Below are 25,044 nucleotides of genomic sequence, written 5' to 3'. Positions count from 1 at the left end.
AACTATGCTATACTATCTATTTGATTATTTAGACCGAATGGACGTTCCTGGAACCGGAGTGTTTCAATACATCACATTCCGTTCTGGACTGGCAATCATACTTTCGCTATTGATTTCTACCGTATTCGGAAAAAAAATCATCAACTTCTTGAGAAAACAGCAAGTGGGTGAAACCGTTCGTGAGCTTGGTTTGGCAGGTCAAAATGAAAAAGCAGGAACGCCAACAATGGGCGGGCTGATTATTATTATAGCAACGTTGGTTCCGGTTTTTTTACTGGCAAAACTGAATAATATTTACATAATGCTGTTGATTGTAACGACGCTTTGGATGGGTTGCATCGGATTTTTGGATGATTATATCAAAATTTTCAAAAAAGACAAAGACGGCTTAAAAGGAAAATTTAAAGTAATCGGTCAAGTTGGTTTGGGGTTGATCGTCGGGTGTGTTTTATACTTTCATCCGCAAGTTACCGTAAGGACAGATACCGGAAACACGAATATTTTTGCAACAAACCAAACAACGGTTTCTGCAGTGCCATTGGAAGAGAAATCAACGGCAACAACAATTCCGTTCTTCAAAGACAATGAGTTTGATTACGCTGAGGTGCTGTCGTTTATGGGCGATGATTACAAAGATTTCGCTTGGTTGATTTTTATTCCAGTCGTAATTTTTATCATCACAGCAGTTTCAAACGGTGCGAATTTAACGGATGGAATTGACGGTCTGGCCGCCGGAACTTCCGCTATTTCCGTGGTCGCCTTAGGGATCTTTACGTTCGTTTCGGGTAATATTATTTTCTCGAATTACTTAAATATAATGTACATCCCAAATTCCGGGGAAATGACGGTCTATATCGCCGCTTTTGTCGGAGCGCTCGTCGGATTCCTTTGGTACAATACCTATCCAGCTTCGGTTTTTATGGGCGATACCGGAAGTTTGACAATTGGTGGCATCATTGCTGTTTTGGCAATAGCAGTTCGAAAAGAAATGATGATTCCGGTTTTGTGCGGGATTTTCTTAGCCGAAAATTTCTCAGTGATTTTGCAGGTTGCTTACTTTAAATATACAAAGAAACGTTTTGGTGAAGGCCGAAGAATATTTTTGATGTCGCCATTGCATCACCATTACCAGAAAAAAGGGTATCACGAAAGTAAAATTGTGACTCGTTTCTGGATCGTTGGAATTTTATTGGCAATTCTTTCAATCGTAACCCTAAAATTGAGATAGATGGAACAAAGGTTAGTCATTTTAGGCGGCGGAGAAAGCGGTGTCGGAACTGCAATTCTCGGAAAGAAAAAAGGATACGATGTGTTCGTTTCTGATTTCGGAAAGATTAAAAACAATTACAAAGAAGTTCTTGGTCTTCACGGCATCAAGTGGGAAGAGGAAAAGCATACAGAAGATTTGATCCTGAATGCAGATTTGGTAATGAAAAGCCCTGGAATTCCAGATAAATCGCCAATGGTAAAAAAGCTTTTGGAGAAAGGAATCCAAGTAATTTCTGAAATAGAATTTGCGATTCAATACACAAAAGCGCTGACTGTCGGCATTACCGGAAGCAACGGAAAAACGACCACCACAATGTTGACGTATCATTTGCTAAAACAAGGCGGTGTCAATGTAGGTCTAGCTGGAAACATAGGGAAAAGTTTCGCTTGGCAAGTGGCTGACGACAAACATGATGTGTATGTATTGGAATTAAGCAGTTTTCAGCTCGACGGAATTATAGATTATAAACCACATATTGCCATAATCACGAACATCAGTCCAGATCATTTAGACCGATATGATTACGATTACGGAAAATACATAGCCGCAAAATTCAGAATTACAGAAAATCAGACAGAAGAAGATTTCTTGATTTATGATGCTGACGACGAAGCCATCGGAAACTGGCTTAAAATGAATAAAACAAAAGCGCAATTAGTGCCTTTTTCAATGACAAAAACGTTTGAAAACGGAGCCTTTGCAACAGAAGAAAATATCAATATAAACATCAATAACGAAGAATTTGTTATGCCACAAGACAAACTAGCCCTAGAAGGAAAACACAACGTGAAAAATGCAATGGCCGCTTCAACGGTTGCGCAATTGCTAAGAATCAGAAAATCTACGATCCGTGAGAGTCTTTCTGATTTTCAAGGTGTGGAGCATCGTTTGGAAAAAGTGCTGAAAATTCAAAACGTTCAGTATGTAAATGACTCAAAAGCAACGAATGTGAACGCCGCATTTTATGCGTTAGACAGCATGAACACGCCAACCGTTTGGATTGTTGGCGGTGTTGACAAAGGAAATGATTATGCTGAATTAATGCCGTTAGTTCGTGAAAAAGTGAAAGCAATCATCTGTCTGGGAATCGATAATAAAAAAATTATAGATGCTTTTGGCGATGTTGTGGATGAAATGATTGAAGCGCAAAGTATGACTGATGCTGTCAAATTAGCGCAAAGAATGTCTGAAAAAGGAGATACGGTTTTGCTTTCTCCAGCTTGTGCAAGTTTTGATTTATTCGAAAGTTACGAAGATAGAGGAAGACAATTTAAGCAGGCAGTTCAGAATTTGTAGTTCTGAAAAATTGCTATTGAAAATAAAAATGTAAAGGATTATGAAAGAGTTTATAAACAATCTTAAAGGAGACAAGGTCATTTGGGCATTCATCGCCCTTTTGGCGCTGATTTCTTTTATGCCGGTTTATAGCGCGAGTAGTAATTTGGCGTACGGCGCAAACGGTTCAGGAAACACGGTTAGTTTTTTGATCAAACATTTTGCACACCTGGGCATCGGATTTTTGATTATTTACATGGTTCACAAAGTGCCTTATCATTACTTCAAGGCCATTTCTTGGTTTGCCATGCCGATTGTTGCCTTGCTTTTGGTCTACACCCTTTTTCAAGGAAAAACTATCGGCGGAGCCAATGCTAGCCGTTGGATCCAGATTCCTTTCATCGGTATCGGTTTCCAAACTTCGACTTTGGCATCGATGGTTTTGATGATTTATGTGGCACGATATCTGGCCAAGAAAAGAGAAATTGAAGATTCATTTAAAAAGTCGGTCATTGAGTTATGGCTTCCGGTATTTTTTATTTTGATGTTGATTCTTCCGGCTAACTTTTCAACCGCAGCGTTGATTTTTGCCATGGTTTCGATGTTGGTTTTCGTTGGAAAATATCCGTTGAAATATTTGGCAACAATTATTGGAGCCGGAATAATTTTCCTGACATTTTTTATATTGGTAGCAAAAGCGTTTCCAGATGCGTTCCCACACCGCGTGGATACTTGGATTAGCCGTATTGAAAATTTTACCGGAGACAAACCTGACGAAGATAATTATCAAATCGACAAAGCGAAAATTGCCATTGCAACAGGCGGATTCTACGGACTCGGGCCTGGAAAAAGTGTCCAAAAAAACTTCTTGCCTCAGTCTTCTTCCGATTTTATTTATGCCATTATCGTAGAGGAAAATGGATTGATCGGTGCAGTCGTGATTATGTTTTTATACATCATGCTTTTCATCCGGTTTTTAATAGCGTCACACAAAGCAAATACGCTATTCGGAAAATTATTAGTCGTCGGATTAGGATTTCCCATAGTCTTTCAGGCCTTGATCAATATGGCTGTCGCCGTAGAATTATTGCCCGTAACCGGACAAACGTTGCCACTAATTAGTAGCGGAGGAAGTTCCATTTGGATGACCTGTGTTTCTCTCGGAATTATTTTAAGCGTGACCAAAAAAGACGAAGAAATTGCCCAAGAAATTTTGGAAAAAGCCAAACGTGAAGAAGCGCTTCAGCGATTAATCGAAAGAGAAATGAACGGTGAATTAGAAGATGAAGAAGAAAAAAATGAAGAGGAAGAAAGCGAATACACCAACGAAAAAGTTGAACAAAGATACGCGATTGAAGATGCAAGTGATAATCCGATGAATGCAGTTCTCGGAAAATAATGTAAGATTTCAGAATTGAGTAATGAGAATTGAGATTTCAGTTTAGACTAAAAAATCTGTGAATCTGCGGTAAAAAAATAAAAATGCAAAAATTAAAATTCATATTGAGCGGTGGCGGAACTGGTGGACATATCTACCCAGCGATTGCTATTGCCAATGAATTAAAAGAACGTTTTCCTGATTGTGAGATTTTGTTCGTTGGAGCAAAAGACAAAATGGAAATGCAAAAAGTCCCGCAAGCCGGATATCCGATAAAAGGGCTTTGGATTTCAGGAATACAACGAAGATTGACGATTGACAATACACTTTTTCCCTTCAAGCTTTTTGACAGTTTGTTGAGATCAAGAACGATTGTCAAAAATTTTAAACCCAATGTCGTTATCGGAACGGGTGGTTTTGCAAGTGGACCGTTGTTGAGAGTGGCTGGTTTTGCCGGAGTTCCAACAGTGATCCAAGAACAAAATTCCTATCCCGGAATTACAAACAAATGGTTGAGTGCCAAAGCGAGCAAAATTTGCGTGGCCTATGAAAATTTGGAACGATTTTTTCCAAAGAACAAAATGGTGTTGACCGGAAATCCGGTGCGCCAAGATTTAATTGACATCCACGGAAAAAATGCAGAAGCAAAAGAATATTTCAAGTTAGACGCTGATAAAAAAGTGTTGTTGATTCTTGGCGGAAGCTTGGGTTCCAGAAGAATAAACCAATTGATTGCAAAAGAATTGGTGAATTTTACATCACAAAATGTTCAGGTCATCTGGCAATGTGGTAAGTTTTACATCGATGAATACCAACATTTTAATGAGAAAGAACATGTTCAGGTTGTAGCGTTTATTGACAGAATGGATTTGGTTTATGCTTCGGCAGATTTCATAATTTCAAGAGCTGGAGCTTCTTCGGTTTCAGAATTATGTTTGGTCGGAAAACCAGTGATTTTCATTCCGTCGCCAAATGTTGCGGAAGACCACCAGACCAAAAATGCCAAAGCAATCGTTGATAAAAATGGCGCATTGATGGTCAAAGAAAATGAGTTGGATACGCAATTTACAGAAACATTCAACAATCTGTTAAGCGACCAAAATTTACAAATTGAATTAAGCCAAAACATAAAAAGATTGGCCACGCCAAATGCAACAAAGGATATTGTTGACGAAATTATAAAATTGATAAAATAGGCAATTGCCAAAACAAAATAGCCAAGAGCAAAGACAATAAAGGAAATTTAGAAGCTTTGCATGTCAGCAACTTAGAAACTAAAAAAAATGAATTTAAATCAGATACATAACGTTTATTTCATCGGAATCGGAGGCATCGGAATGAGTGCATTGGCGCGTTATTTCAAGGCCATCGGAAAAAATGTATCTGGATATGACAAGACAGAAACCGAATTGACGCAAGAGTTGGCTTCCATCGGAATTGATATTCATTTTGAAGATGCTATTGCATTGATTCCAAAGGATTATTTCATTGAAAACACGTTGGTCATTATTACTCCAGCCGTTCCAAAAACGCATTCAGAATGGAATTTTTTCTTGGAAAGAGGTTTTGAAATCAAAAAAAGAGCTGAAGTTCTTGGAATAATTACAAAAGATACGTTCTGTTTTGCAGTTGCTGGAACCCACGGAAAAACGACGACGTCAAGTATTCTTGGGCATATTTTATACGAAAGTGGTGCTGACGTAACGGCTTTTTTAGGAGGAATCGTAGAGAATTACAATTCAAATTTAATCGGAACTGGAAAAACGGTTACCGTTGTGGAAGCCGATGAATTTGACCGTTCTTTCTTGCATTTGCATCCAAATATTGCGTGCATCACATCAATGGATGCAGATCATTTAGATATTTATGGTGATTCTGCATCTATTGAAGCTTCGTTTGTGGAATTTGCGAATAAAGTTGAAGACAAAAATAATTTATTTATAACAAAGGGATTGCCATTGGAAGGAATTTCGGTAGCGGTAAATGAAGAGGCAGAATATAGCGCTTTCAATGTGAGAATTGAAAACAGCGCTTATGTTTTTGACGTGCAAACGCCGACAGAAACAATCACCGATTTGAAATTTAATTTACCAGGTAAACATAATTTGACCAATGCTTTAATCGCTTTGGCAATGGCAAATACCTACGGCACCCCGACCGATCACATTGCCAAAGCATTATTCACTTTTAAAGGTGTGAAAAGAAGATTTTCATATCAAATTAAAGAAGAAAATTTAGTTTATATCGATGATTATGCACATCATCCAACAGAAATTAACGCCGTAAATCAAGCGGTTAGAGAATTGTATCCAAATGAAAAAGTGCTGGCTATTTTTCAACCGCACCTTTTTAGCAGAACAAGAGATTTTATCGATGGATTTGCAGAAAGCTTGTCTCAGTTTGATGATGTAATTTTATTGGATATTTATCCCGCAAGAGAATTGCCAATTGAAGGCGTAAATTCAAACTGGTTATTAGAAAAAATAACAAATAATAACAAGAAATTAGTTGCAAAAGACGAATTAATTTCCGTAATTTTAAATAGCGACGCAAAAGTTGTCGTGACCATCGGAGCGGGCGATATCGGTGAGTTAGTGAAACCAATTAAACAAGCATTAAATGAAAAAGTTTAACTGGATAAATGTAAAATTGATAGGGATGTTCGGGTTGGTAATCTTCCTGTTTTCCTTCACTTCAAAAAGAAATAGTGAACGGAAATTGAAGAAAATCGTAGTCGAATTTGTAGATGAAAACAGTCCGTTTATTACCGAAGAATCGGTTAATAAATTGTTAATAGAAAATAATTCGAGTGTGAAAAACATTCAAAAAGATAAGGTAGATTTGAAGGGATTGGAGCAAAACCTCAATAATCACAATATGATACAAAAATGTGAAGTATTCGTGACGGTTGATGGTGTGTTGAAAGCTGTTGTAAAACAGAAAACTCCAGTGGCAAGGGTGTTCGGGTCTGATGGTTCTTTTTATGTTGATTATGAAGGACATAAGATGCCGTTATCTGATAATTTTACGGCAAGGGTGCCCATTGTTTCGGGTACAATTAATAAGCAAAACAACCAAGATTTGATCAAGGTTTTTCGCTACATCTACGACGACGAATTTTTGCAAAAAAACATCATCGGAGTCGAAGTTTTGCCGGGCGGAAGCCTAAAAATGAGGAACAGAAATTTCAATTATGTGATTGATTTTGGCAAGACAATAAATGTTGATAAAAAGTTCAAGAACTACAAAGCCTTTTTTCAGAAGGCAGTTCAAGACAGTTTGATAAATAATTACAAGACAGTAAATCTGAAGTTTACGCAACAGGTAGTGTGCACCAAAAATTAGGATATGGAAAAAGAGAGCATTGCAGTAGGTTTAGACATTGGGACAACCAAGATTGTCGCTATGATTGGCAAAAAAAATGACTATGGAAAATTAGAAATTCTCGGTGTAGGAAAATCTAAAAGTTTGGGTGTTGCCAGAGGTGTTGTAAATAATATCACGCAAACAATCCAATCCATTCAGCAAGCGGTTCACGAAGCTGAAGTGGATTCAGGTTACAAAATTAAAGACGTTGTTGTGGGAATCGCCGGACAGCATATTCGCAGTATCCAACACAGCGATTACATCAGCAGAAGCAATCCTGAAGAAGTAATCAGTGATAATGATATCGACCTGTTGATCAATCAAGTGCACAAATTGGCGATGCTTCCCGGAGAGGAAATTATCCACGTTTTGCCACAAGAATTTAAGATTGACGGTCAAGCCGAAATTAAAGAGCCAATCGGAATGTATGGCGGAAGATTAGAATCTAGTTTTCACGTAGTCGTTGGGCAAGCTTCTTCGATCAGAAATGTAGGAAGATGCATTAAAAGTTCTGGTTTAGATTTATCTGGATTGACGTTAGAACCTTTGGCTTCAGCGGATGCGGTTTTAAGCCAAGAAGAAAAAGAAGCAGGTGTTGCCTTGATCGATATCGGTGGCGGAACAACTGATCTGGCAATTTTCAAAGACGGAATCATTCGTCATACCGCTGTAATTCCTTTCGGAGGAAATGTAATTACGGATGATATCAAAGAAGGATGTTCGATTATTGAAAAACAAGCGGAATTGTTGAAAGTAAAATTCGGATCTGCTTGGCCAGGAGAAAATAAAGACAATGAAATTGTTTCTATTCCAGGTTTGAGAGGAAGAGAGCCAAAAGAAATTTCGTTAAAAAACTTGTCTAAAATAATTCACGCACGCGTTGTGGAAATTATTGAGCAGGTTTTTACAGAAATCAAACAATACGGTCACGAAGATCCTCGCAAAAAATTAATCGCAGGAATTGTTTTGACAGGTGGTGGAGCTCAATTGCAACATGTGAAGCAATTGGTAGAATACATCACTGGGATGGATACCAGAATCGGATATCCAAATGAGCATTTAGCTGGGAATTCTAGCGAAGAAATTTCAAGTCCTTTGTACGCAACGGCAGTTGGATTGGTAATGAACAGCATCAGAAACAATACAATCAGTGCAGTTCCGTTAAAAGAAATAGAGGCTGAAAAAGTGGTTGTGGCGCCAATCAGAAGAGAACCGGTGGCAGAACAAGTTTATGAAACGGAAGAAGTTCAGGCAGAACAAGTTCAAAAAATGGCAGTAGCTGAAAAATCAAATCCAACCGGCGACCGAATGAAGAAATCATTCTTTGACAAGTATATTGATAAAATCAAAGAATTTTTAGATAACGCAGAATAACGAGGCAGATAGAGTATTAGCCGAAAAAAAAATTAAGAAAAAGAAAAGAAATTAAAACCAAATATTATGACGAGCAACTCAGATTTTGGAAGTATTTCATTTGATTTACCTAAAAATCAATCAAATGTAATTAAAGTAATAGGTGTCGGAGGTGGCGGTAGCAACGCGATCAACCACATGTTCCAGCAGGGAATTAAAGGGGTGGATTTTATTGTCTGCAACACTGATTCTCAAGCCTTGGCAAACAGTACTGTACCAAATAAAATTCAATTAGGGGTTCACCTTACTGAAGGTCTTGGTGCGGGTGCAAACCCAGAGGTTGGGCAACAGTCTGCAATCGAAAGCATCGCTGACATTGAAAAAATGTTGGACAGCAATACAAAAATGGTTTTCATCACCGCAGGAATGGGTGGCGGAACGGGTACGGGCGCTGCGCCGGTAATTGCCCAATTGGCTAAAGATAGAGATATCTTGACCGTTGGGATCGTAACTATTCCTTTTCAATTTGAAGGAAAAGTGCGCCAAGAACAAGCGTTATTGGGTGTTGAAAGACTAAGAAAACAAGTAGATTCGTTGATTGTAATCAACAATAATAAATTAAGAGAAGTGTACGGAAACCTTGGTTTTAAAGCTGGTTTCTCAAAAGCGGACGAAGTTTTGGCAACAGCCTCAAGAGGAATTGCTGAAGTAATCACGCACCACTACACTCAAAATATCGATTTAAAAGACGCTAAAACCGTTTTGTCAAACAGCGGAACTGCCATTATGGGTTCTTCGATCGCAATTGGTGAAAACCGTGCCAAAGAAGCAATCGTTTCGGCATTAGATTCTCCGTTGTTGAATGACAACAAAATTACAGGTGCCAAAAACGTATTGTTGCTTATCGTTTCTGGAACTAACGAAATCACGATTGACGAAATCGGTGAAATCAACGACCACATTCAAGTGGAGGCAGGCTTCAACGCAAACATCATTATGGGTGTTGGTGAAGACGAAACTCTTGGAGAATCAATCGCTGTAACCATTATCGCAACGGGATTTAACGTAGAACAACAAAACGAAATCGTAAATACAGAGCCAAAAAAAATCATCCATTCTCTTGAAGAAAACCAAAGAATGGGCCACGATTTGTCTCCAAAACCAGTAGTTTCATCTTTTGATTTTTCTGCTCCTGAAGAAAAAAAAACAGTAGCGAACACTGAAAGAGTTGTTTTTGAATTAGAAGAGTATAATGTCTTTGATGCAAAAGTAGAAGAACCAGTAAAAGTGGCGGAAGAGCCAGTTCAGCAAGTACAATTTGTAGCGCCAATCGTTCCTATTGCTCCTGTTGCTCCCGTCGCTCCCGTTTCTGATTTGGTAAAAACAACAGAATTTATCAAAAATATTGATGTTGAATTCCAAATTGTTTCGCCAATCAGCGAGCACGAATTTTACATTACGACTCCTGAAGTTAGAGAAATGGAAGTTTTCCAGCCCGAATTCGTAGCTTATAAAAAAGAAGAAGAGCAAATCACTTTTTCATTTGATCTTCCTGTAAAACAAGAAGTGGAAGTACCAAGAGAAGCTCCAAAACAAGACAGGATTCTTTTTGAATTATCAAACGAAACGAAAGAAATTCAAGTAAACCAGCCGGTTCAAGTAGTTCCGATGACAGAATTGAACGAAAAAGGAATCGTAAGATATTCGCTTGAAGAATATATGGAAGTAGAAAACGAATTGGTTCAATCCAAGCCGGTTGCAATAGTTGAAAAACCGGTTGATAAAGAATTAGAGTTGACCATGAAAGTGGAAACTCCAAAATTCACCAATCCAGCTTTTGAAGAAATCTCTCCGTTAGAAATGACAATTGAGCAGACTTTGAAAAAAAGAGCCGATGAGCGAAGAGCTAAAATGAAAGAATTTAATTACAAATTTCACAACAATCCATCAAGAGTTGATGAATTTGAAAAAGAGCCAGCATACAAAAGAATGGGTATCGATTTAAGCAATACCCAGGCTGACACTAGCAAATCTAGGATGTCATTAGGAACAGACAGCAACGACGACTTACAGTTGCGTTCAAACAACTCGTTCCTTCACGATAACGTAGATTAACTAACTCAAACCATAATTCTGATAACCCGAAAATTCATTGATTTTCGGGTTATTTTTTTTATCTTCGCAGGGTCTTTGTGGTAAAACCGTCATGGACGAGGTAGGAAGGAATTGGAAGCGAATCGTTTAGGCTTTTTTAGTAATGGCAATTCCCGCTTTCCGGTACAATCTTTTTCATTTTTTTAAATGAAAAAGGATTTTCCCTTCAATCGGGGCTATTAGAGAAACTATTCGAATTTCTTTAAAAAACAGGACAATAACGCAAACAGAACCAAATAAAATGAGCTTACAAATACAGATCAACGAAGAAATAAAAACGGCAATGAGAGCCAAAGACACCGTTAGTCTTGAATCATTAAGAGCCGTGAAATCTGCCTTGTTATTGGCACAGACAGAATCAGGTTCAAAAGAAGAAATTTCTCAAGAAGACGAAATCAAGCTTTTGCAACGATTGGTAAAACAAAGAAAAGACAGCGCAAACATTTATAATGAACAAGGAAGGCCTGACTTGGCAGCTCCCGAATTAGAGCAAGCTGCCATAATTGAAAAATTTCTTCCGGCGCAATTATCAGAAGCTGAAGTTGAGGCGGTAGTTGCAAAAATTATTTCAGATTCAGGCGCATCAGGGATGGCTGTAATGGGAAAAGTGATGGGCGAAGCTGCTGCGCAGTTAGCAGGAAAAGCAGACGGAAAGACAATTTCTACCATCGTGAAAAAATTATTATCTTAAATTAAATAATTATCCTTCTTAGACTTTTAGACAACTTAGGCTTTCTAAAGTCCAAAAATCTAAGAAGTCAATAACAAAAATGACCCTGTAGTTCAACTGGATAGAATATCAGATTTCGGCTCTGAGGGTTGGGGGTTCGAACCCCTCCAGGGTCACCATTTTTAAAGCCAAACTTACTGTTTGGCTTTTTTTTTAATTCCAAAAAAAAATGATACAGCAAATTATTCTCTTGCTATTATTAGTCGGGCCAATTCTAATTTTGGGAGCAATGCTGGCTTTTAAAATAGTGGAATCGGGTTATATTTTGATTTTTAATAAGCCGTTGTATCTTTATTTTTATCCTTTTCCGAAGAAATTACAGCCCAAACACAAATTGATGCTTCAAAATGAATTTGCGTTTTACAGAAGGCTTTCAGATAAAAAAAAGGTCTACTTTGAACACCGAATAAATTGTTTCCTGAAAACGTATAAATTCATTGGGAACGACATTGCGATAACCCAAGAAATGATGCTTCTCGTTGCTGCAACTTATGTAATGCTGACTTTTGGAATGCGCCATTATTTGGTGCAGAGGTTCAATAAGATTGTAATTTATCCCGCAAAATATTTTTCTGCTTCCAATCAAGAATATCACAAAGGAGAATATAATCCGAGGTTGAAAGCGGTTGTTTTTTCTTGGGAAGATTTTCTTTTGGGGCATCAAAATTCCAGCGATAATGTAAATCTTGGCTTGCATGAATTTGCACACGTTTTGCATTTTCACGCGTTGAAAAGCAATGATCCGAGCGCTGCGATTTTCTATGATGAATTTAATGCGATCGCCAATAGCTACAAAGATGAAGCGCTTTTTGCAACGCTGATTTCAAAAGGATATTTCAGGGAATATGCCTACGAAAACCAATATGAATTTTTGGCCGTTATTTTGGAACATTTCTTTGAATCGCCTGAAACGTTTAAAAAGCAGCTTCCTGAGTTATATGACAGAGTTAGGAAAATGATAAATTTCAAATGACCTATTTCAAATCTTTATACCTTTACTTTAAAAAATTATGGATTTTGGAAAAGTAACCGATCCGGGTTTGGTGGATTTTACCCTGCCGAAAGATGCGCCCCAAACAAAAAAGGTTTTGAGTGCTACAAAAGGAAACGATTTTGAAGTGTACGTAGGCTGTGCCAAATGGAACCGAACCGAACTCAAAGGTTTTTATCCGCGCGGTACAAAAGATGAATTAGCGTATTATTCCACGCAATTTAATTCAATTGAACTGAATGCGACTTTTTATCGAATGCCATCTTGGGAACAAGTTGAAACATGGAAAGATAAAACGCCTGAAAATTTCAAGTTTTTCCCAAAGTTGACAAATACGATCAGCCATTTTAAAAGATTAATTGATGTGAAAGAAGTGGTGAATGATTTCTGCAATTCTATTAGCAATTTTGATGATAAACTGGGAATGGCTTTTTTACAGCTTCACGACAATTTTAAACCTAAAGATTATGAACGGCTGGCAAAAGTTGTCGAAGATTTTCCCAAAGGAGTGCCGCTTGGAATTGAGGTTAGAAACCAAGAATGGTTTAGCGATGAAAAAGTGCAAGACCAATTCTGTGATTTGTTACAGCAGCACGATATGGCAAATATAATTGTGGACACGGCCGGCCGACGCGATATGCTGCACATGCGATTGACTAATTCGGTTGCTTTTATAAGATATGTTGGTGCGAACCATTCTTCAGATGTGGAAAGATTAGACGATTGGATTGCCAGGATTAAAAAGTGGCGAAAAGAAGGATTGCAAAAATTGTATTTTTTTGTCCATCAAAATATTGAAGTTGAATCTCCGTTGCTTGCTACTTATTTTATCGAGCGGTTAAATAAAGAATTGAAATTAAATTTAAAAATACCGGCAAAACAAGAGAAGCAAGGTGATTTGTTTGGATAAAAAAAAACCTGCAAAATAATTCTTTGCAGGCTTTTTTTAAAATTGTATAATCGTTTAAATTGAAGTGATTTTCTTCAAATCAGCAATGGTTGCCATTTGGTCTTCTGCTTTGAAAACATAGCTTCCAGCAACTAAAACGTCAGCTCCGGCTTCTGCCAATTGCTTTGCATTTTTATTGGTTACGCCGCCATCCACTTCAATTAAGGTAGAAGCATTGTTTCTGATAATGATTTCTTTCAGCTGTTTTACTTTTTTGTAAGTCGATTCAATGAAAGATTGTCCGCCAAAACCAGGATTTACGCTCATGATGCAAACCACATCGATATCGTTAATAAGGTCTTCTAAAAGCGTAACACTTGTATGCGGGTTAATTGCTACACCTGCTTTCATTCCTTCGGCTTTAATTGCCTGAAGCGTTCTGTGAAGATGGTTACAAGCTTCGTAATGCACGCTTAAAACATTAGCTCCAAGGGAAGCGAAAGTTTTGATGTAACGGTCGGGATCGATAATCATCAAGTGGACGTCAATGGTTTTCTTAGCGTGTTTTTGGATTGTTTCCAAAACGGGCATTCCGTAAGAAATATTTGGAACAAAAACGCCGTCCATGATGTCAATGTGAAACCAGTCGGCTTCGCTATTGTTGATCATTTCAAGGTCGCGCTGTAAATTTCCAAAATCAGCGGCTAGAACTGATGGTGCAATTAGTGTGTTTTTCATTTTTGTAGTTATGTTGTCTGTTGTTTAAAATTCAGAATTCCGAGTTGGATATTTAAAATTTTTGCAAAGGTACAAATTCTAAACTTTTGTTTTAAGCTTTGAATGTTGAACTTGGAATAAAGAATTTTGAATTTTGAAAAAAAAGTGTTGGTTTGAATTCGTCAGCGTGAGGGATTTGAGCGGAAATCCTTTTATTTTTTTCTTAAAAAATAAAAGATTGGGAGCGGTAAGCCCGACAGCAAAAAAATGCGTCAGCTTTTTTTTTGTGGCACGCCCAAAGTATGATTTTTATTGAACTTTGAATTGTGAAGTTTTATAAAAACAAAACTTCGGAAACCCGATCCGCCGTGCCGGAGAACAGACCGGATGTTTTGTTTGATAAAAAAACAAAACTCCGGTAATCAGCCGGAGTTTCAATCATCAATCAAAAAACGAACAGTTTTGAAACTGTTGTTGCGTTAACTATTGCGGTATGTGTCTGTTCGGAAAACAATTTACAAATTTATCTTAAGAATCAAAATTGATTTTAGAAAATGTTGCAATTGGTTATCCTAAATATGTTTTTAAGATTTTGCTTCTTGAAGTGTGTTTCAATCTGCGGATTGCTTTTTCTTTAATCTGGCGCACGCGCTCACGGGTCAAATCAAAAGTTTCGCCGATTTCTTCTAAAGTCATGGGATGCTGGTCGCCCAAACCGAAATAAAGCCTTACAACATCAGCTTCTCTTGGCGTCAATGTTTCTAAAGAACGCTCAATTTCTGTACGCAACGATTCATGGATCAATTCTCTGTCTGGGTTTGGAGATTCACCCGAACGCAAAACGTCATAAAGGTTTGAATCTTCTCCTTCCACAAGCGGCGCATCCATTGAAAGGTGGCGTCCAGAGTTTTTCATAGATTCTTTTACGTCATTCACGGTCATGTCTAATTCTTTCGCAATTTCTTCAGCAGAAGGAGGTCTTTCATTAGATTGCTCTAACAAAGCATACATTTTGTTGATTTTATTGATCGAACCAATTTTATTCAACGGCAAACGAACGATACGGGACTGTTCTGCCAAAGCTTGAAGAATCGACTGGCGAATCCACCAAACGGCATAGGAGATAAATTTAAAACCGCGCGTTTCATCAAAACGCTGTGCGGCTTTAATAAGTCCTAAGTTTCCTTCGTTAATTAAATCGGGAAGTGTAAGTCCTTGATTTTGATATTGTTTTGCTACGGAAACCACGAAACGTAAATTGGCTTTTGTCAATTTTTCTAATGCTCTTTGGTCTCCCGCCTTGATCTTCTGTGCTAATTCTACCTCTTCATCAGCGGTAATTAAGTCAACTTTTCCAATTTCTTGTAGGTATTTGTCTAAAGAAGCAGTTTCACGATTTGTTACCTGCTTGGTAATTTTTAGTTGTCTCATGTAGGTTTTCCTTAAATTTTAAGTATTCAGATTGTTATACGTAAGGAGTGCCCAAAAAGTTACAAAAATTTCAAAGAATTATCTAATTGTCTTTTAATAATTAAAATTAATTTTGTAAATTATTGACTTTGTGTGTTTTGTGTTTTTAATTGCTAAAGCGTATTTTTAAAAAAAAACTTAAAAACCCCATCTCAATAATGAAATGGGGTTTTAGTTGAATTAACCTTTAAAAAAGAATAATTATTATTTTCTGTCGTCACGTCTTTCTGGACGAGGTGCTCTTTCTTCTCTTGGAGCATTTTCATCTCTTGGAGGTCTTGGCAAAAGTGCTTTTCTAGAAACTTTTTCTTTTCTTGTTTTTGGATCAAGTCCTAAGTATTTTACTTGGAATACGTCACCCATGTTTACAACATCAGTTACGTTTTCAGTTCTTTCCCAAGCCAGTTCAGATACGTGAAGCAATACTTCGTTTCCTGGAGCTTCTGTATATTCTACAACGGCACCAAAATCTAGCATCTTGATTACTTTCACTTCGTAAGCTTCTCCCATTTGTGGTTTGAAAATGATTGAATCGATTTTTGCCAATACAGCAGCGATTCCGTCAGGATCAGTTCCAAGGATTTCAACAACACCTTGCTCATCCACTTCGTTGATTACGATAGTACAACCTGTAGCTTTTTGCAATTCTTGGATCACTTTTCCACCAGGTCCGATTAACGCACCGATGAAGTTTCCAGGAATTGTTCTCATAATGATTTTTGGAGCGTGAACTTTAACGTCTTCGTTTGGTTTAGCTAAAGTTTCAATCAATTTTCCTAAGATATGCAAACGTCCGTCACGAGCTTGAGCTAAAGCTTGCTCCATGATTTCATATTTCAATCCGTCAATTTTGATGTCCATTTGACACGCTGTAATTCCTTCGGAAGTACCCGTTACCTTGAAATCCATGTCTCCCAAGTGATCTTCATCACCCAAGATATCAGATAAAACAGCAAAACGATCTCCGTCAGTAATCAATCCCATTGCAATTCCAGAAACCGGACGAATCATTTGAATACCAGCATCCATCAAAGATAGAGTTCCAGCACAAACTGTTGCCATTGAAGACGAACCGTTAGATTCCAATACTTCAGAAACCACACGAATTGTATAAGGACAATCAGCAGGAATCATATTTTTTAAGGCTCTTTGTGCCAAGTTTCCGTGGCCCACTTCTCTTCTTGAAGTTCCTCTTAGGGGACGCGCTTCTCCTGTTGAAAATGGTGGGAAATTATAGTGCAGATAGAATTTTTCTTCTCCTTGTTCAGATGGTGAATCAATTTGGTTTGCTTCTCTAGAAGTTCCTAAAGTTGCTGTAGCCAAAGCTTGCGTTTCTCCACGTGTAAACAATGCAGAACCGTGAACTGAAGGTAAATAATCTACTTCACACCAGATATCTCTGATTTCTGTAGTTTTTCTTCCGTCAAGACGTGTTCCTAAATCTAAAGTTACATTACGAACGGCTTCTTTATTGACTTTTTTGAAATATTTAGAAACTAAATCTCCGTTTTCCAATAATTCTTCGTCAGTAAATAACGTTTTTACTTCTTCTTTAACTTCGTCAAATGCAGCCGAACGTTCGTGTTTCGCAGAACCTTTGCTTGCAATTGCGTAAATTTTATCATAAGATGCTGCTTTTACTTTTTCGTAAATCGCTTCATCTTCTCTTTCTCCTTCATACGTACGAACTTCTTTTTTACCAAAGGCAGCTTGCAGTCTTTCTTGCGCAGCAATTTGGTTTTTGATGTGTTCGTGTGCAAATTTGATTGCTTCTAACATTTCTGCTTCTGAAATTTCTTTCATTTCACCTTCTACCATTGCGATAGAATCTGTTGAAGCTCCAATCATCATGTCAATATCTGACAATTCTAATTGGGCGCGAGAAGGGTTGATGATGAATTTTCCATCAATTCTTCCGACTCTTGCTTCAGAAATCAAAGTTTCAAAAGGAATGTCAGACAAAGCAAGCGCTGCCGAAGCGGCTAAACCTGCCAATGCATCTGGCATTACTTCTTCGTCATGAGACATCAACTGAATCATAACTTGAACTTCTGCATGGTAATCTGATGGGAAAAGCGGACGTAAAACACGGTCAACTAATCGCATTGTCAATACTTCGCTGTCACTTGGACGTGCTTCTCTTTTGAAGAAACCGCCTGGAAAACGACCTGCTGCAGCAAATTTTTCTCTGTAATCTACCGTTAACGGTAAAAAGTCGATACCTGGACTTGCTTTTCTTGCGGAAACAACGGTACCTAAAATTACCGTTTTTCCAATTCTTACTACTACAGATCCGTCAGCTTGTTTTGCTAAACGGCCTGTCTCGATTGTGATGCTTCTGCCATCACCTAAATCGATGCTTTCTACAAATAATTGTGGAATCATAAATTAATTCTCTAATTGATTAAACAATGGGTTTTAGTTGTGTTGTAGTTGTTGTGTGTAGTTATTGTTCTAAAACCCAATGAAAAACCAAACTTTTTATGCTAATATATGTAAAAACAAAAAGAGGCGCGTAAGCACCTCTTTTTTATTGAATTATTTTCTAATATTCAATTCTTTGATAATCTCACGGTATCTGTTGATATCTTTCTTTTTAAGATAATCAAGCAAGCTTCTTCTTTTACCTACTAAAAGTACAAGTGAACGCTCTGTGTTGTAATCGTGACGATTTTTTTTCAAATGCTCTGTCAAGTGGCTGATTCTGAAAGTGAATAATGCAATTTGACCTTCTGCTGAACCAGTGTTTTCAGCTTTTCCTCCGTGTTTAGCGAAGATTTCCGCTTTAACTTCATTAGTTAAGTACATGCTAATATTATTTTAAATGATTATTATGTATGAATAAGGTTTTCTTATTCGTGGGCAAAGGTAACTTTTATTTTGAGATTAAAAAATTTAAAGATTTAATAATTTGAAAAATTGTAGGTTAGCCACCCAATTCTTTACGCTTTCAATTGTAAAATTTCAATTAAAACAACTTTGCTACTTCTGCATTCACAAATTCTAAAAAGCGTTCATCCAAATCTGAAAACGGATCTAAAACATTAGAATCAATATCAATTTGGCCAATGTTTTTCCCATCTACAAAAAGAGGAATGACAATTTCAGATTTTACCGTAAAACTGCAAGCGATGTAATTGTCTTGTGCTTTTACATCAGGAACCACGAAGTTTTCATTAGAAACGGCTACCTGTCCACAAATTCCTTTTCCAAACGGAATCACGGTGTGGTCAGTCGGTTCTCCGGCATAAGGTCCCAAAAGCAATTCTTCTTTTTCGCCATTTCGGAAATAAAATCCAACCCAGTCATAATAATCAATATTGTCTTTTAAAAGATGGCAAAGCTGTAATAATTTGTCTTCTCTCAAAGTGTCTTTGTGCAGTAATATGTCTTGAACCTTAGGTTTTAATTCTTCAAAAGTCATAATTGATAATTTTTTTACAAAAGTATTTATTTGTCAGTTGATAAAATTGTATAGTTTTGTTAAAAATCAATTTAGTTGAAAAAGTATTTCCACCAATACCGACCGTTTTTCGTTTTCCTTTTAAAGTTTTTCGTGACTTATGGAATCCTTACTTTTTGCTACCAGATGTATTTAAATGGATTTGATTCAAAAACTTTTGAAACTGATGGAATGACAAAATTCGTTGCTTATCAAACGGAAGATTTGCTTCAAATTATGGGTCAAGATGCTTACACCGTTCCGCATTTCAAGCAAGCGTGTATGAAATTGTTTTTTAATGGCAAATACATTGCCAGAGTAGTAGAAGGTTGCAATGCCATGAGTGTGATGATTCTTTTTGTGGCGTTTGTGGTCGCTTTTAAAGGGAAATTAAGACACACCCTTTTGTTCATCATTGCCGGAATTTTTATCATACATGTATTAAATGTCTTGCGAATTGCTCTTTTGTCAATGGCGCTTTTCCATTATCGGGAGTACGAACATATCTTGCATGGCGTAATTTTTCCATTATTTATATATGGAGTCGTTTTTGGTTTGTGGGTAATTTGGGTTCAAAAATTTTCAACGTATGCAAAAGCTTCTTAACTATAAAAAGGAAATCTTTTTTTCAATCCTGCTGGCCTTTTTATTGGCATTAATCCGAACTTTTGAAAGCTGGTTTTACGATCCGTTCTTGAATTATTTTAAGACAGATTATGCTAATCTGCCTTTCCCAGATTATGACACTATAAAATTAGGTTTCAGTTTGTTTTTGAGATACGCCTTAAATTCAATCGTTTCTTTGGCAATAATTCAAGTTATATTTAAAGATTTTATGCTGACAAAATTTGCTTCAGTTTTATATTTGATTTTTTTTGTAATCTTGATCATTACTTTTTTTATAATTTTAAATCTTTCTGCCGAAGCCAACAATCTCTTGCTTTTTTATATCAGGCGGTTTTTAATTCAGCCTCTTTTTGTCTTGCTTTTTGTGCCTGCATTTTACTACCAAAATCAATTGGTTAAAAAAAATAACAACTTATAAGGAGTTTTTCCTTTAAAATTTTGATATGTTTGCAAAGCATTCAGCTACAATTCAATGAGTTTTAAAAAGAGCACCAGTTTAATTTTAATATTTTTCCTATTGGTTTCCAATATGGGAATGGCTTTAAACGTGCACTTTTGCGAAGGAAAACTAGCTTCTATTTCATCTGCTTATAAAGAGGAAGAAACGTGCAAAATGCCAAAATCTTCAGGTGAAAAGTGCTGTGCAGAAAAAGATGCTGATCACAAAAAGTGTTGTTCTGACAAAGAATTAGATCTGAAGAAAAAAACGGAGGAAGTGGTAGTGAAAACTTTTTCGTTTCAAATCGACATGCCAAGTTTGGTTGAGGATTGGAAACCGCTGGTTTTTGAAGCTTTACTGCAATCCATCAAACAAAATCCAATTGAATATTGCTGTGATGCCAATGCGCCACCGCTTTTCAAACTGTATTCTCAATATATTTTTTACGCCTGATTTAATATTTCATTGACAAAGCCATTTTTTATGGCCAAAATTTCTTGATAATATTAAATCTTTTTTATGCAAAAGCAATTATTGCTGATCGCATTATGTTTTGTATCCAGTTTTTCTTTTTCGCAAGAATTAAAAGGAAAAATTACGGAAGCTACAACTGCAAATCAGCCACTTCTAGGAGCCAGCATTCAATGGCTCAATACCCAAATTGGGACAACAACAGATGAAAACGGAGAATTTTCTATTCCGTATAATTCTGAATACACACAATTGGTAATCAGTTTTGTGGGTTTTGAAACGGATACTTTGACCGTGAATTCTTCTGAATATATCAAACATTCGCTTACACAAACTAAAAGTTTGGACGAAGTCGTGATTAACAAAGAACGTAAAAGTTTACAACGCTCCAATTTGCAAACCGCCAATGTTTCGACCATGTCAAGCAAAGAATTATTGAAAGCGGCATGCTGTAATTTAGCGGAAAGTTTTGAAACCAATCCTTCTATTGATGTTAATTTTTCAGATGCTTTGACGGGAACAAAACAAATCAAGATGCTTGGTTTGACAAGTCCCTATTTGATGATTACAGAAGAAAATATTCCGTCTGTTCGTGGTGCCTCGCAAGCGTATGGGCTGTCTTTTACGCCCGGAACTTGGGTTGAAAGTATCCAGATTACAAAAGGAGCGGGTTCTGTTATAAATGGTTTTGAAAGTATTTCGGGACAAATCAATACCGAGCTGATCAAGCCCGTAAACGATATTCCGTTTTTTTTGAATGTCTATGGTTCCACCGACAGCCGTTTTGAATTAAACACACATTTCAACAAAAAAGTTTCGGATAAATGGGCCACAAGTTTGTTTGTTCACGGAAATACGCGTGTATCAAAAAATGATATGAATGACGACGGATTTTTAGACAATCCGTTGGCAAAACAAATCAATGTTTTAAACCGTTGGCAATATACCGACCTTGAAAAAGGCTGGGTGAGTTTTATCAATTTCAGGTATATGAATGACGATAAACAAACGGGTGAAATTGATTTTGATAAAGACCGCGATAAATTGACAACCAATTATTGGGGTTCTGAAATCAAAACACAGCGTTATGATGTTTCGGCAAAACTAGGGTACGTTTTTCCAGATATGCCCTACCAAAGCATTGGTTTGCAAACAGCTTTTAACGGACACGATCAAGAATCTTATTTTGGATTGAATCAATATGACATCAATCAAAAAAGCTTTTATTCGAACTTGATTTTCAGTTCCATCATCAGCAATACGTTGAACAAATTTTCTGCTGGTTTGAATTTTACCTATGATCAATACGATGAATTTGTAGGTGTTCCAAATATTTCGAAGGATTTTGACAGAATCGATAATTCCGTCGGCGCTTTTTTTGAATATACGTATGACAATACCACAAATTTCAGTCTTGTTGCGGGAGCCAGAGTTGACAATCACAACCGATTGGGAACTTTTGTAACGCCAAGATTACACATGAAATACATTCCTTGGGAAAGAGCAACTTTGAGAGCCTCCGCCGGAAGAGGAAAGCGTTCCGCTAATATTTTTGCCGAAAACCAACAGCTTTTTGCAAGTTCAAGAGTATTTGATGTTTTGAATACAAACGGAAAAATCTATGGTCTTGATGCTGAAATCGCTTGGAATTATGGCTTGAGCTTTATGCAAGGTTTTACGCTTTTTAACCGTCCGGCGGATGTGAGCGTTGATTTTTATAGAACCGATTTCCAGAATCAAGCAGTTGTAGATTTATATGCTTCGCCACAACAGGCTTTGTTTTATAATTTGAACGGAAGCTCGTATGCCAACAGCTTGCAATTGGATTTCAACTATGAATTGGCAACGCATTTCAACTTGAGAACAGCTTACAAATATTATGAAATTGAAACTGATTATTTAAGCGGAAGTGCCCAAAGACCATTGCAGGCAAAGCATCGTTTCTTTGCAAATTTGGCTTATGAAACGCACATCGCAGAAAAAGGGCAACAGTGGAAATTTGATTTCACTTACAATTGGTTAGGAAAGCAACAATTGCCAAATACGCTCTCTAATCCTGAAGCAGACCGACTTCCAGAATTTTCGCCGGCCTTTGCCGTAATGAATGCACAAATTACCAGAACATTTTCTTCTACATTTGAAGTGTATGTAGGCGGAGAAAACATCGGGAATTACAAACAAGACAAAGCGATTCTTGGAGCAGCTGATCCATTTGGAACAAATTTTGATAGTTCTATAACGTATGCGCCCATTTTTGGACAGATGTATTATGCAGGATTGCGATTTAAAATAAAATAATTCAATAGTCAATAACAGTAAAAATTATAAAATATGAAAAAAATAATGTTCGTGCTTTTCGTTTCCTTAATTGGTTTTTCATCGCAAGCACAAGAGAAAAAAAATAAAAATGCCAAGAAAGATATTGAAGTGAAAGGCAATTGCGAAATGTGCAAAAAGCGAATTGAAAAGGCTGCTTTCAGTGTTCCAGGAGTAAAATCGGCAGAATGGCATCAAGACGACCAAACCTTGCATTTGATTGTCAATGAAGAAAAAACGGATGCTTTAAAAGTACAGCAAGCCATCGCAAAAGTGGGTCATGATACAAAAGAGGTTCGCGCCACAGATGAAGATTATGGAAAACTTCATACATGCTGCTCTTATGAACGAAACTAAATTAAAAATGCCCTGAAGAAATTCAGGGCATTTCATTTTTTTACAGCTATTTTAATGTTTGTGGTAATTAATGTTCTAAAAAAAAAGCGCTCTATTGAGAGCGCCTTTTTTAAAACTATTTCCATAATGATATTACATCATTCCTGGCATGCCGCCACCCATTGGGTTTCCGCCACCATTTTCTTCCTTGATTTCAACCAAAGCACATTCTGTAGTCAAGATCATTCCAGAAACAGAAGCCGCGTTTTCAAGTGCCACGCGAGTTACTTTTTTAGGGTCAATAATTCCTGCTTTCAGCATATCAACATATTCGTCAGTTTTGGCATTGTAACCAAAATCACCTGAACCTTCAGCTACTTTTGCAACAACCACAGAGCCTTCAAGACCTGCATTTTCAACAATAGTTCTCAATGGAGATTCCACAGCGCGAGCTACGATTTGAATTCCGGTAGCTTCGTCAGCGTTGTCAGCTTTAATGTCTTTTAGAGCATTTTTAGCTCTCAACAAAGCAACACCGCCACCAGCAACAATTCCTTCTTCAACTGCAGCGCGAGTTGCATGCAAAGCATCGTCAACTCTGTCTTTTTTCTCTTTCATTTCTACTTCAGAAGCAGCACCAACGTAAAGAACAGCAACACCTCCGGCTAATTTAGCCAAACGTTCTTGCAATTTTTCTTTATCATAATCAGAAGTCGTAGTTTCCATTTGACCTTTGATTTGCCCCACACGATTTTTGATCAATTCAGCATCTCCAGCACCGCTAACTAATGTAGTAGTGTCTTTGTTGATGGTTACTCTCTTTGCTGTTCCAAGCATTTCAAGAGTTGCATTTTCTAAAGTATATCCTTGCTCTTCAGCGATAACAGTTCCGCCAGTCAAGATCGCGATATCTTCCAATAGCGCTTTTCTTCTGTCTCCAAAACCTGGCGCTTTTACAGCAGCGATTTTTAAAGCACCTCTTAATTTGTTTACTACTAAAGTTGAAAGCGCTTCTCCGTCAACATCTTCAGCGATAATCAACAAAGGTTTTCCTGATTGTGCAACTGGTTCCAAGATCGGAAGTAATTCTTTCAATGAAGATACTTTTTTATCGTATAATAAAATATATGGATTCTCTAATTCAGCTTCCATTTTCTCAGAATTGGTCACAAAATAAGGAGAAAGATATCCTCTGTCAAATTGCATTCCTTCTACAACGTCAACATAAGTATCCGTTCCTTTTGCTTCTTCTACAGTGATTACGCCTTCTTTTCCAACTTTTCCAAAAGCTGTTGCAATCAATTCACCGATTACATCATCATTATTAGCTGAAATTGACGCAATCTGTTTGATTTTTTCAGAATCGCTTCCTACTACTTTAGCTTGTTTTGCTAGGTCAGCAACAATTGCTTCAACTGCTTTGTCAATTCCTCTTTTCAAGTCCATCGGATTTGCTCCGGCAGCCACGTTTTTCAAACCTTCTTTTACGATTGCTTGCGCTAAAACGGTTGCAGTTGTAGTTCCGTCACCCGCTAAATCATTGGTTTTTGAAGCTACTTCTTTTACCATTTGAGCACCCATATTTTCAAGAGTGTCTTGTAATTCGATTTCTTTTGCAACAGAAACACCATCTTTAGTAACGGTTGGTCCGCCAAAAGATTTTCCAATAATTACATTACGGCCTTTTGGTCCTAATGTTACTTTTACTGCATTTGCCAATGCGTCAACACCACGTTTTAATCCGTCACGTGCTTCGATATCAAATTTTATTTCTTTTGCCATTTTGTTTAGCTATTAGTTTTTAGCTGTCTGCCTTTAGC

General features: G+C 37.2%; 22 protein-coding genes and 1 tRNA gene. 17 read left to right on the top strand and 6 right to left on the bottom strand.

Annotation, left to right across the window (positions count from 1 at the left end):
• Positions 1-4: 4 nt before the first annotated feature.
• From mraY to EG849_RS02340, 12 genes are all read left to right on the top strand, one after another.
• The gene (gene mraY, locus EG849_RS02395; protein WP_125011488.1) at positions 5-1,228 is read left to right on the top strand and encodes a phospho-N-acetylmuramoyl-pentapeptide-transferase; all 1,224 of its coding nucleotides are present in this window, start codon (positions 5-7) and stop codon (positions 1,226-1,228) included.
• Positions 1,229-2,566 (top strand): UDP-N-acetylmuramoyl-L-alanine--D-glutamate ligase, encoded by a 1,338-nt coding sequence (gene murD, locus EG849_RS02390; RefSeq protein WP_125011487.1) that lies wholly within the window; start codon positions 1,229-1,231, stop codon positions 2,564-2,566.
• A gap of 40 nt (positions 2,567-2,606) precedes the next feature.
• Positions 2,607-3,944: an FtsW/RodA/SpoVE family cell cycle protein gene (locus EG849_RS02385; protein WP_125011486.1), complete on the top strand. Its 1,338-nt coding sequence runs from the start codon at positions 2,607-2,609 to the stop codon at positions 3,942-3,944.
• Between the two features lie 83 nt (positions 3,945-4,027).
• On the top strand, positions 4,028-5,119 hold the full coding sequence (gene murG / locus EG849_RS02380; protein WP_125011485.1) for an undecaprenyldiphospho-muramoylpentapeptide beta-N-acetylglucosaminyltransferase: 1,092 nt from the start codon (positions 4,028-4,030) through the stop codon (positions 5,117-5,119).
• Positions 5,120-5,206: 87 nt separating this feature from the next.
• Positions 5,207-6,556 carry a UDP-N-acetylmuramate--L-alanine ligase gene (gene murC, locus EG849_RS02375; protein ID WP_125011484.1) on the top strand — a complete coding sequence of 450 codons (1,350 nt, stop codon included), beginning with the start codon at positions 5,207-5,209 and terminating at the stop codon, positions 6,554-6,556.
• The gene (locus EG849_RS02370; RefSeq protein WP_125011483.1) at positions 6,543-7,268 is read left to right on the top strand and encodes a cell division protein FtsQ/DivIB; all 726 of its coding nucleotides are present in this window, start codon (positions 6,543-6,545) and stop codon (positions 7,266-7,268) included. Before murC ends, EG849_RS02370 begins: the two co-directional genes overlap by 14 nt.
• Positions 7,269-7,271: 3 nt before the next feature.
• Positions 7,272-8,663 carry a cell division protein FtsA gene (gene ftsA, locus EG849_RS02365; protein ID WP_125011482.1) on the top strand — a complete coding sequence of 464 codons (1,392 nt, stop codon included), beginning with the start codon at positions 7,272-7,274 and terminating at the stop codon, positions 8,661-8,663.
• Between the two features lie 66 nt (positions 8,664-8,729).
• A complete protein-coding gene (ftsZ, locus tag EG849_RS02360; RefSeq protein WP_125011481.1) occupies positions 8,730-10,757 on the top strand; it encodes a cell division protein FtsZ in 2,028 nt (675 codons plus the stop codon).
• Positions 10,758-11,037: 280 nt separating this feature from the next.
• On the top strand, positions 11,038-11,487 hold the full coding sequence (locus tag EG849_RS02355) for a GatB/YqeY domain-containing protein (RefSeq protein ID WP_125011480.1): 450 nt from the start codon (positions 11,038-11,040) through the stop codon (positions 11,485-11,487).
• A gap of 81 nt (positions 11,488-11,568) precedes the next feature.
• A tRNA-Arg gene (locus EG849_RS02350) sits at positions 11,569-11,645 on the top strand.
• 50 nt (positions 11,646-11,695) lie between these two features.
• On the top strand, positions 11,696-12,499 hold the full coding sequence (locus EG849_RS02345) for a zinc-dependent peptidase (RefSeq protein WP_125011479.1): 804 nt from the start codon (positions 11,696-11,698) through the stop codon (positions 12,497-12,499).
• Positions 12,500-12,536: 37 nt separating this feature from the next.
• Positions 12,537-13,427: a DUF72 domain-containing protein gene (locus EG849_RS02340; RefSeq protein WP_125011478.1), complete on the top strand. Its 891-nt coding sequence runs from the start codon at positions 12,537-12,539 to the stop codon at positions 13,425-13,427.
• 54 nt (positions 13,428-13,481) lie between these two features.
• Here the strand turns inward: EG849_RS02340 and rpe are convergent, their stop codons facing one another.
• The 5 genes from rpe to EG849_RS02315 form a co-directional block, all read right to left on the bottom strand.
• Positions 13,482-14,144: a ribulose-phosphate 3-epimerase gene (gene rpe, locus EG849_RS02335; RefSeq protein ID WP_125011477.1), complete on the bottom strand. Its 663-nt coding sequence runs from the start codon at positions 14,142-14,144 to the stop codon at positions 13,482-13,484.
• A gap of 546 nt (positions 14,145-14,690) precedes the next feature.
• Entirely contained in the window at positions 14,691-15,554 is an 864-nt protein-coding gene (locus tag EG849_RS02330; RefSeq protein WP_026707723.1) for a sigma-70 family RNA polymerase sigma factor, read from the bottom strand.
• Between the two features lie 243 nt (positions 15,555-15,797).
• Entirely contained in the window at positions 15,798-17,978 is a 2,181-nt protein-coding gene (locus EG849_RS02325; RefSeq protein ID WP_125011476.1) for a polyribonucleotide nucleotidyltransferase, read from the bottom strand.
• A 153-nt stretch (positions 17,979-18,131) separates the two neighbouring features.
• On the bottom strand, positions 18,132-18,401 hold the full coding sequence (gene rpsO, locus EG849_RS02320; RefSeq protein ID WP_121375174.1) for a 30S ribosomal protein S15: 270 nt from the start codon (positions 18,399-18,401) through the stop codon (positions 18,132-18,134).
• Between the two features lie 160 nt (positions 18,402-18,561).
• Positions 18,562-19,017 carry a GAF domain-containing protein gene (locus EG849_RS02315; protein WP_125011475.1) on the bottom strand — a complete coding sequence of 152 codons (456 nt, stop codon included), beginning with the start codon at positions 19,015-19,017 and terminating at the stop codon, positions 18,562-18,564.
• 75 nt (positions 19,018-19,092) lie between these two features.
• Here EG849_RS02315 and xrtF point away from each other — a divergent pair, with 75 nt between their 5' ends.
• The 5 genes from xrtF (at position 19,093) to EG849_RS02290 (ending at position 23,245) form a co-directional block, all read left to right on the top strand.
• Positions 19,093-19,641, top strand: coding sequence for an exosortase family protein XrtF (xrtF, locus tag EG849_RS02310; protein WP_125011474.1), 549 nt, complete (start codon positions 19,093-19,095; stop codon positions 19,639-19,641).
• On the top strand, positions 19,625-20,080 hold the full coding sequence (locus tag EG849_RS02305; protein ID WP_125011473.1) for an exosortase F system-associated membrane protein: 456 nt from the start codon (positions 19,625-19,627) through the stop codon (positions 20,078-20,080). Before xrtF ends, EG849_RS02305 begins: the two co-directional genes overlap by 17 nt.
• A 54-nt stretch (positions 20,081-20,134) precedes the next feature.
• Positions 20,135-20,554 (top strand): HYC_CC_PP family protein, encoded by a 420-nt coding sequence (locus EG849_RS02300; RefSeq protein ID WP_125011472.1) that lies wholly within the window; start codon positions 20,135-20,137, stop codon positions 20,552-20,554.
• A gap of 66 nt (positions 20,555-20,620) precedes the next feature.
• The gene (locus EG849_RS02295) at positions 20,621-22,870 is read left to right on the top strand and encodes a TonB-dependent receptor (RefSeq protein ID WP_125011471.1); all 2,250 of its coding nucleotides are present in this window, start codon (positions 20,621-20,623) and stop codon (positions 22,868-22,870) included.
• 33 nt (positions 22,871-22,903) lie between these two features.
• Positions 22,904-23,245 (top strand): heavy-metal-associated domain-containing protein, encoded by a 342-nt coding sequence (locus tag EG849_RS02290; RefSeq protein WP_125011470.1) that lies wholly within the window; start codon positions 22,904-22,906, stop codon positions 23,243-23,245.
• A gap of 132 nt (positions 23,246-23,377) precedes the next feature.
• Here EG849_RS02290 and groL read toward each other — a convergent pair whose 3' ends face one another.
• A complete protein-coding gene (gene groL / locus EG849_RS02285) occupies positions 23,378-25,006 on the bottom strand; it encodes a chaperonin GroEL (RefSeq protein ID WP_125011469.1) in 1,629 nt (542 codons plus the stop codon).
• Positions 25,007-25,044: the final 38 nt, after the last annotated feature.

Source organism: Flavobacterium macacae, assembly GCF_003865365.1.
Lineage (GTDB): Bacteria > Bacteroidota > Bacteroidia > Flavobacteriales > Flavobacteriaceae > Flavobacterium > Flavobacterium macacae.
The sequence above is the reverse complement of the archived record's forward strand: the minus strand, read 5'-3'. Positions and strand labels throughout refer to the sequence as shown.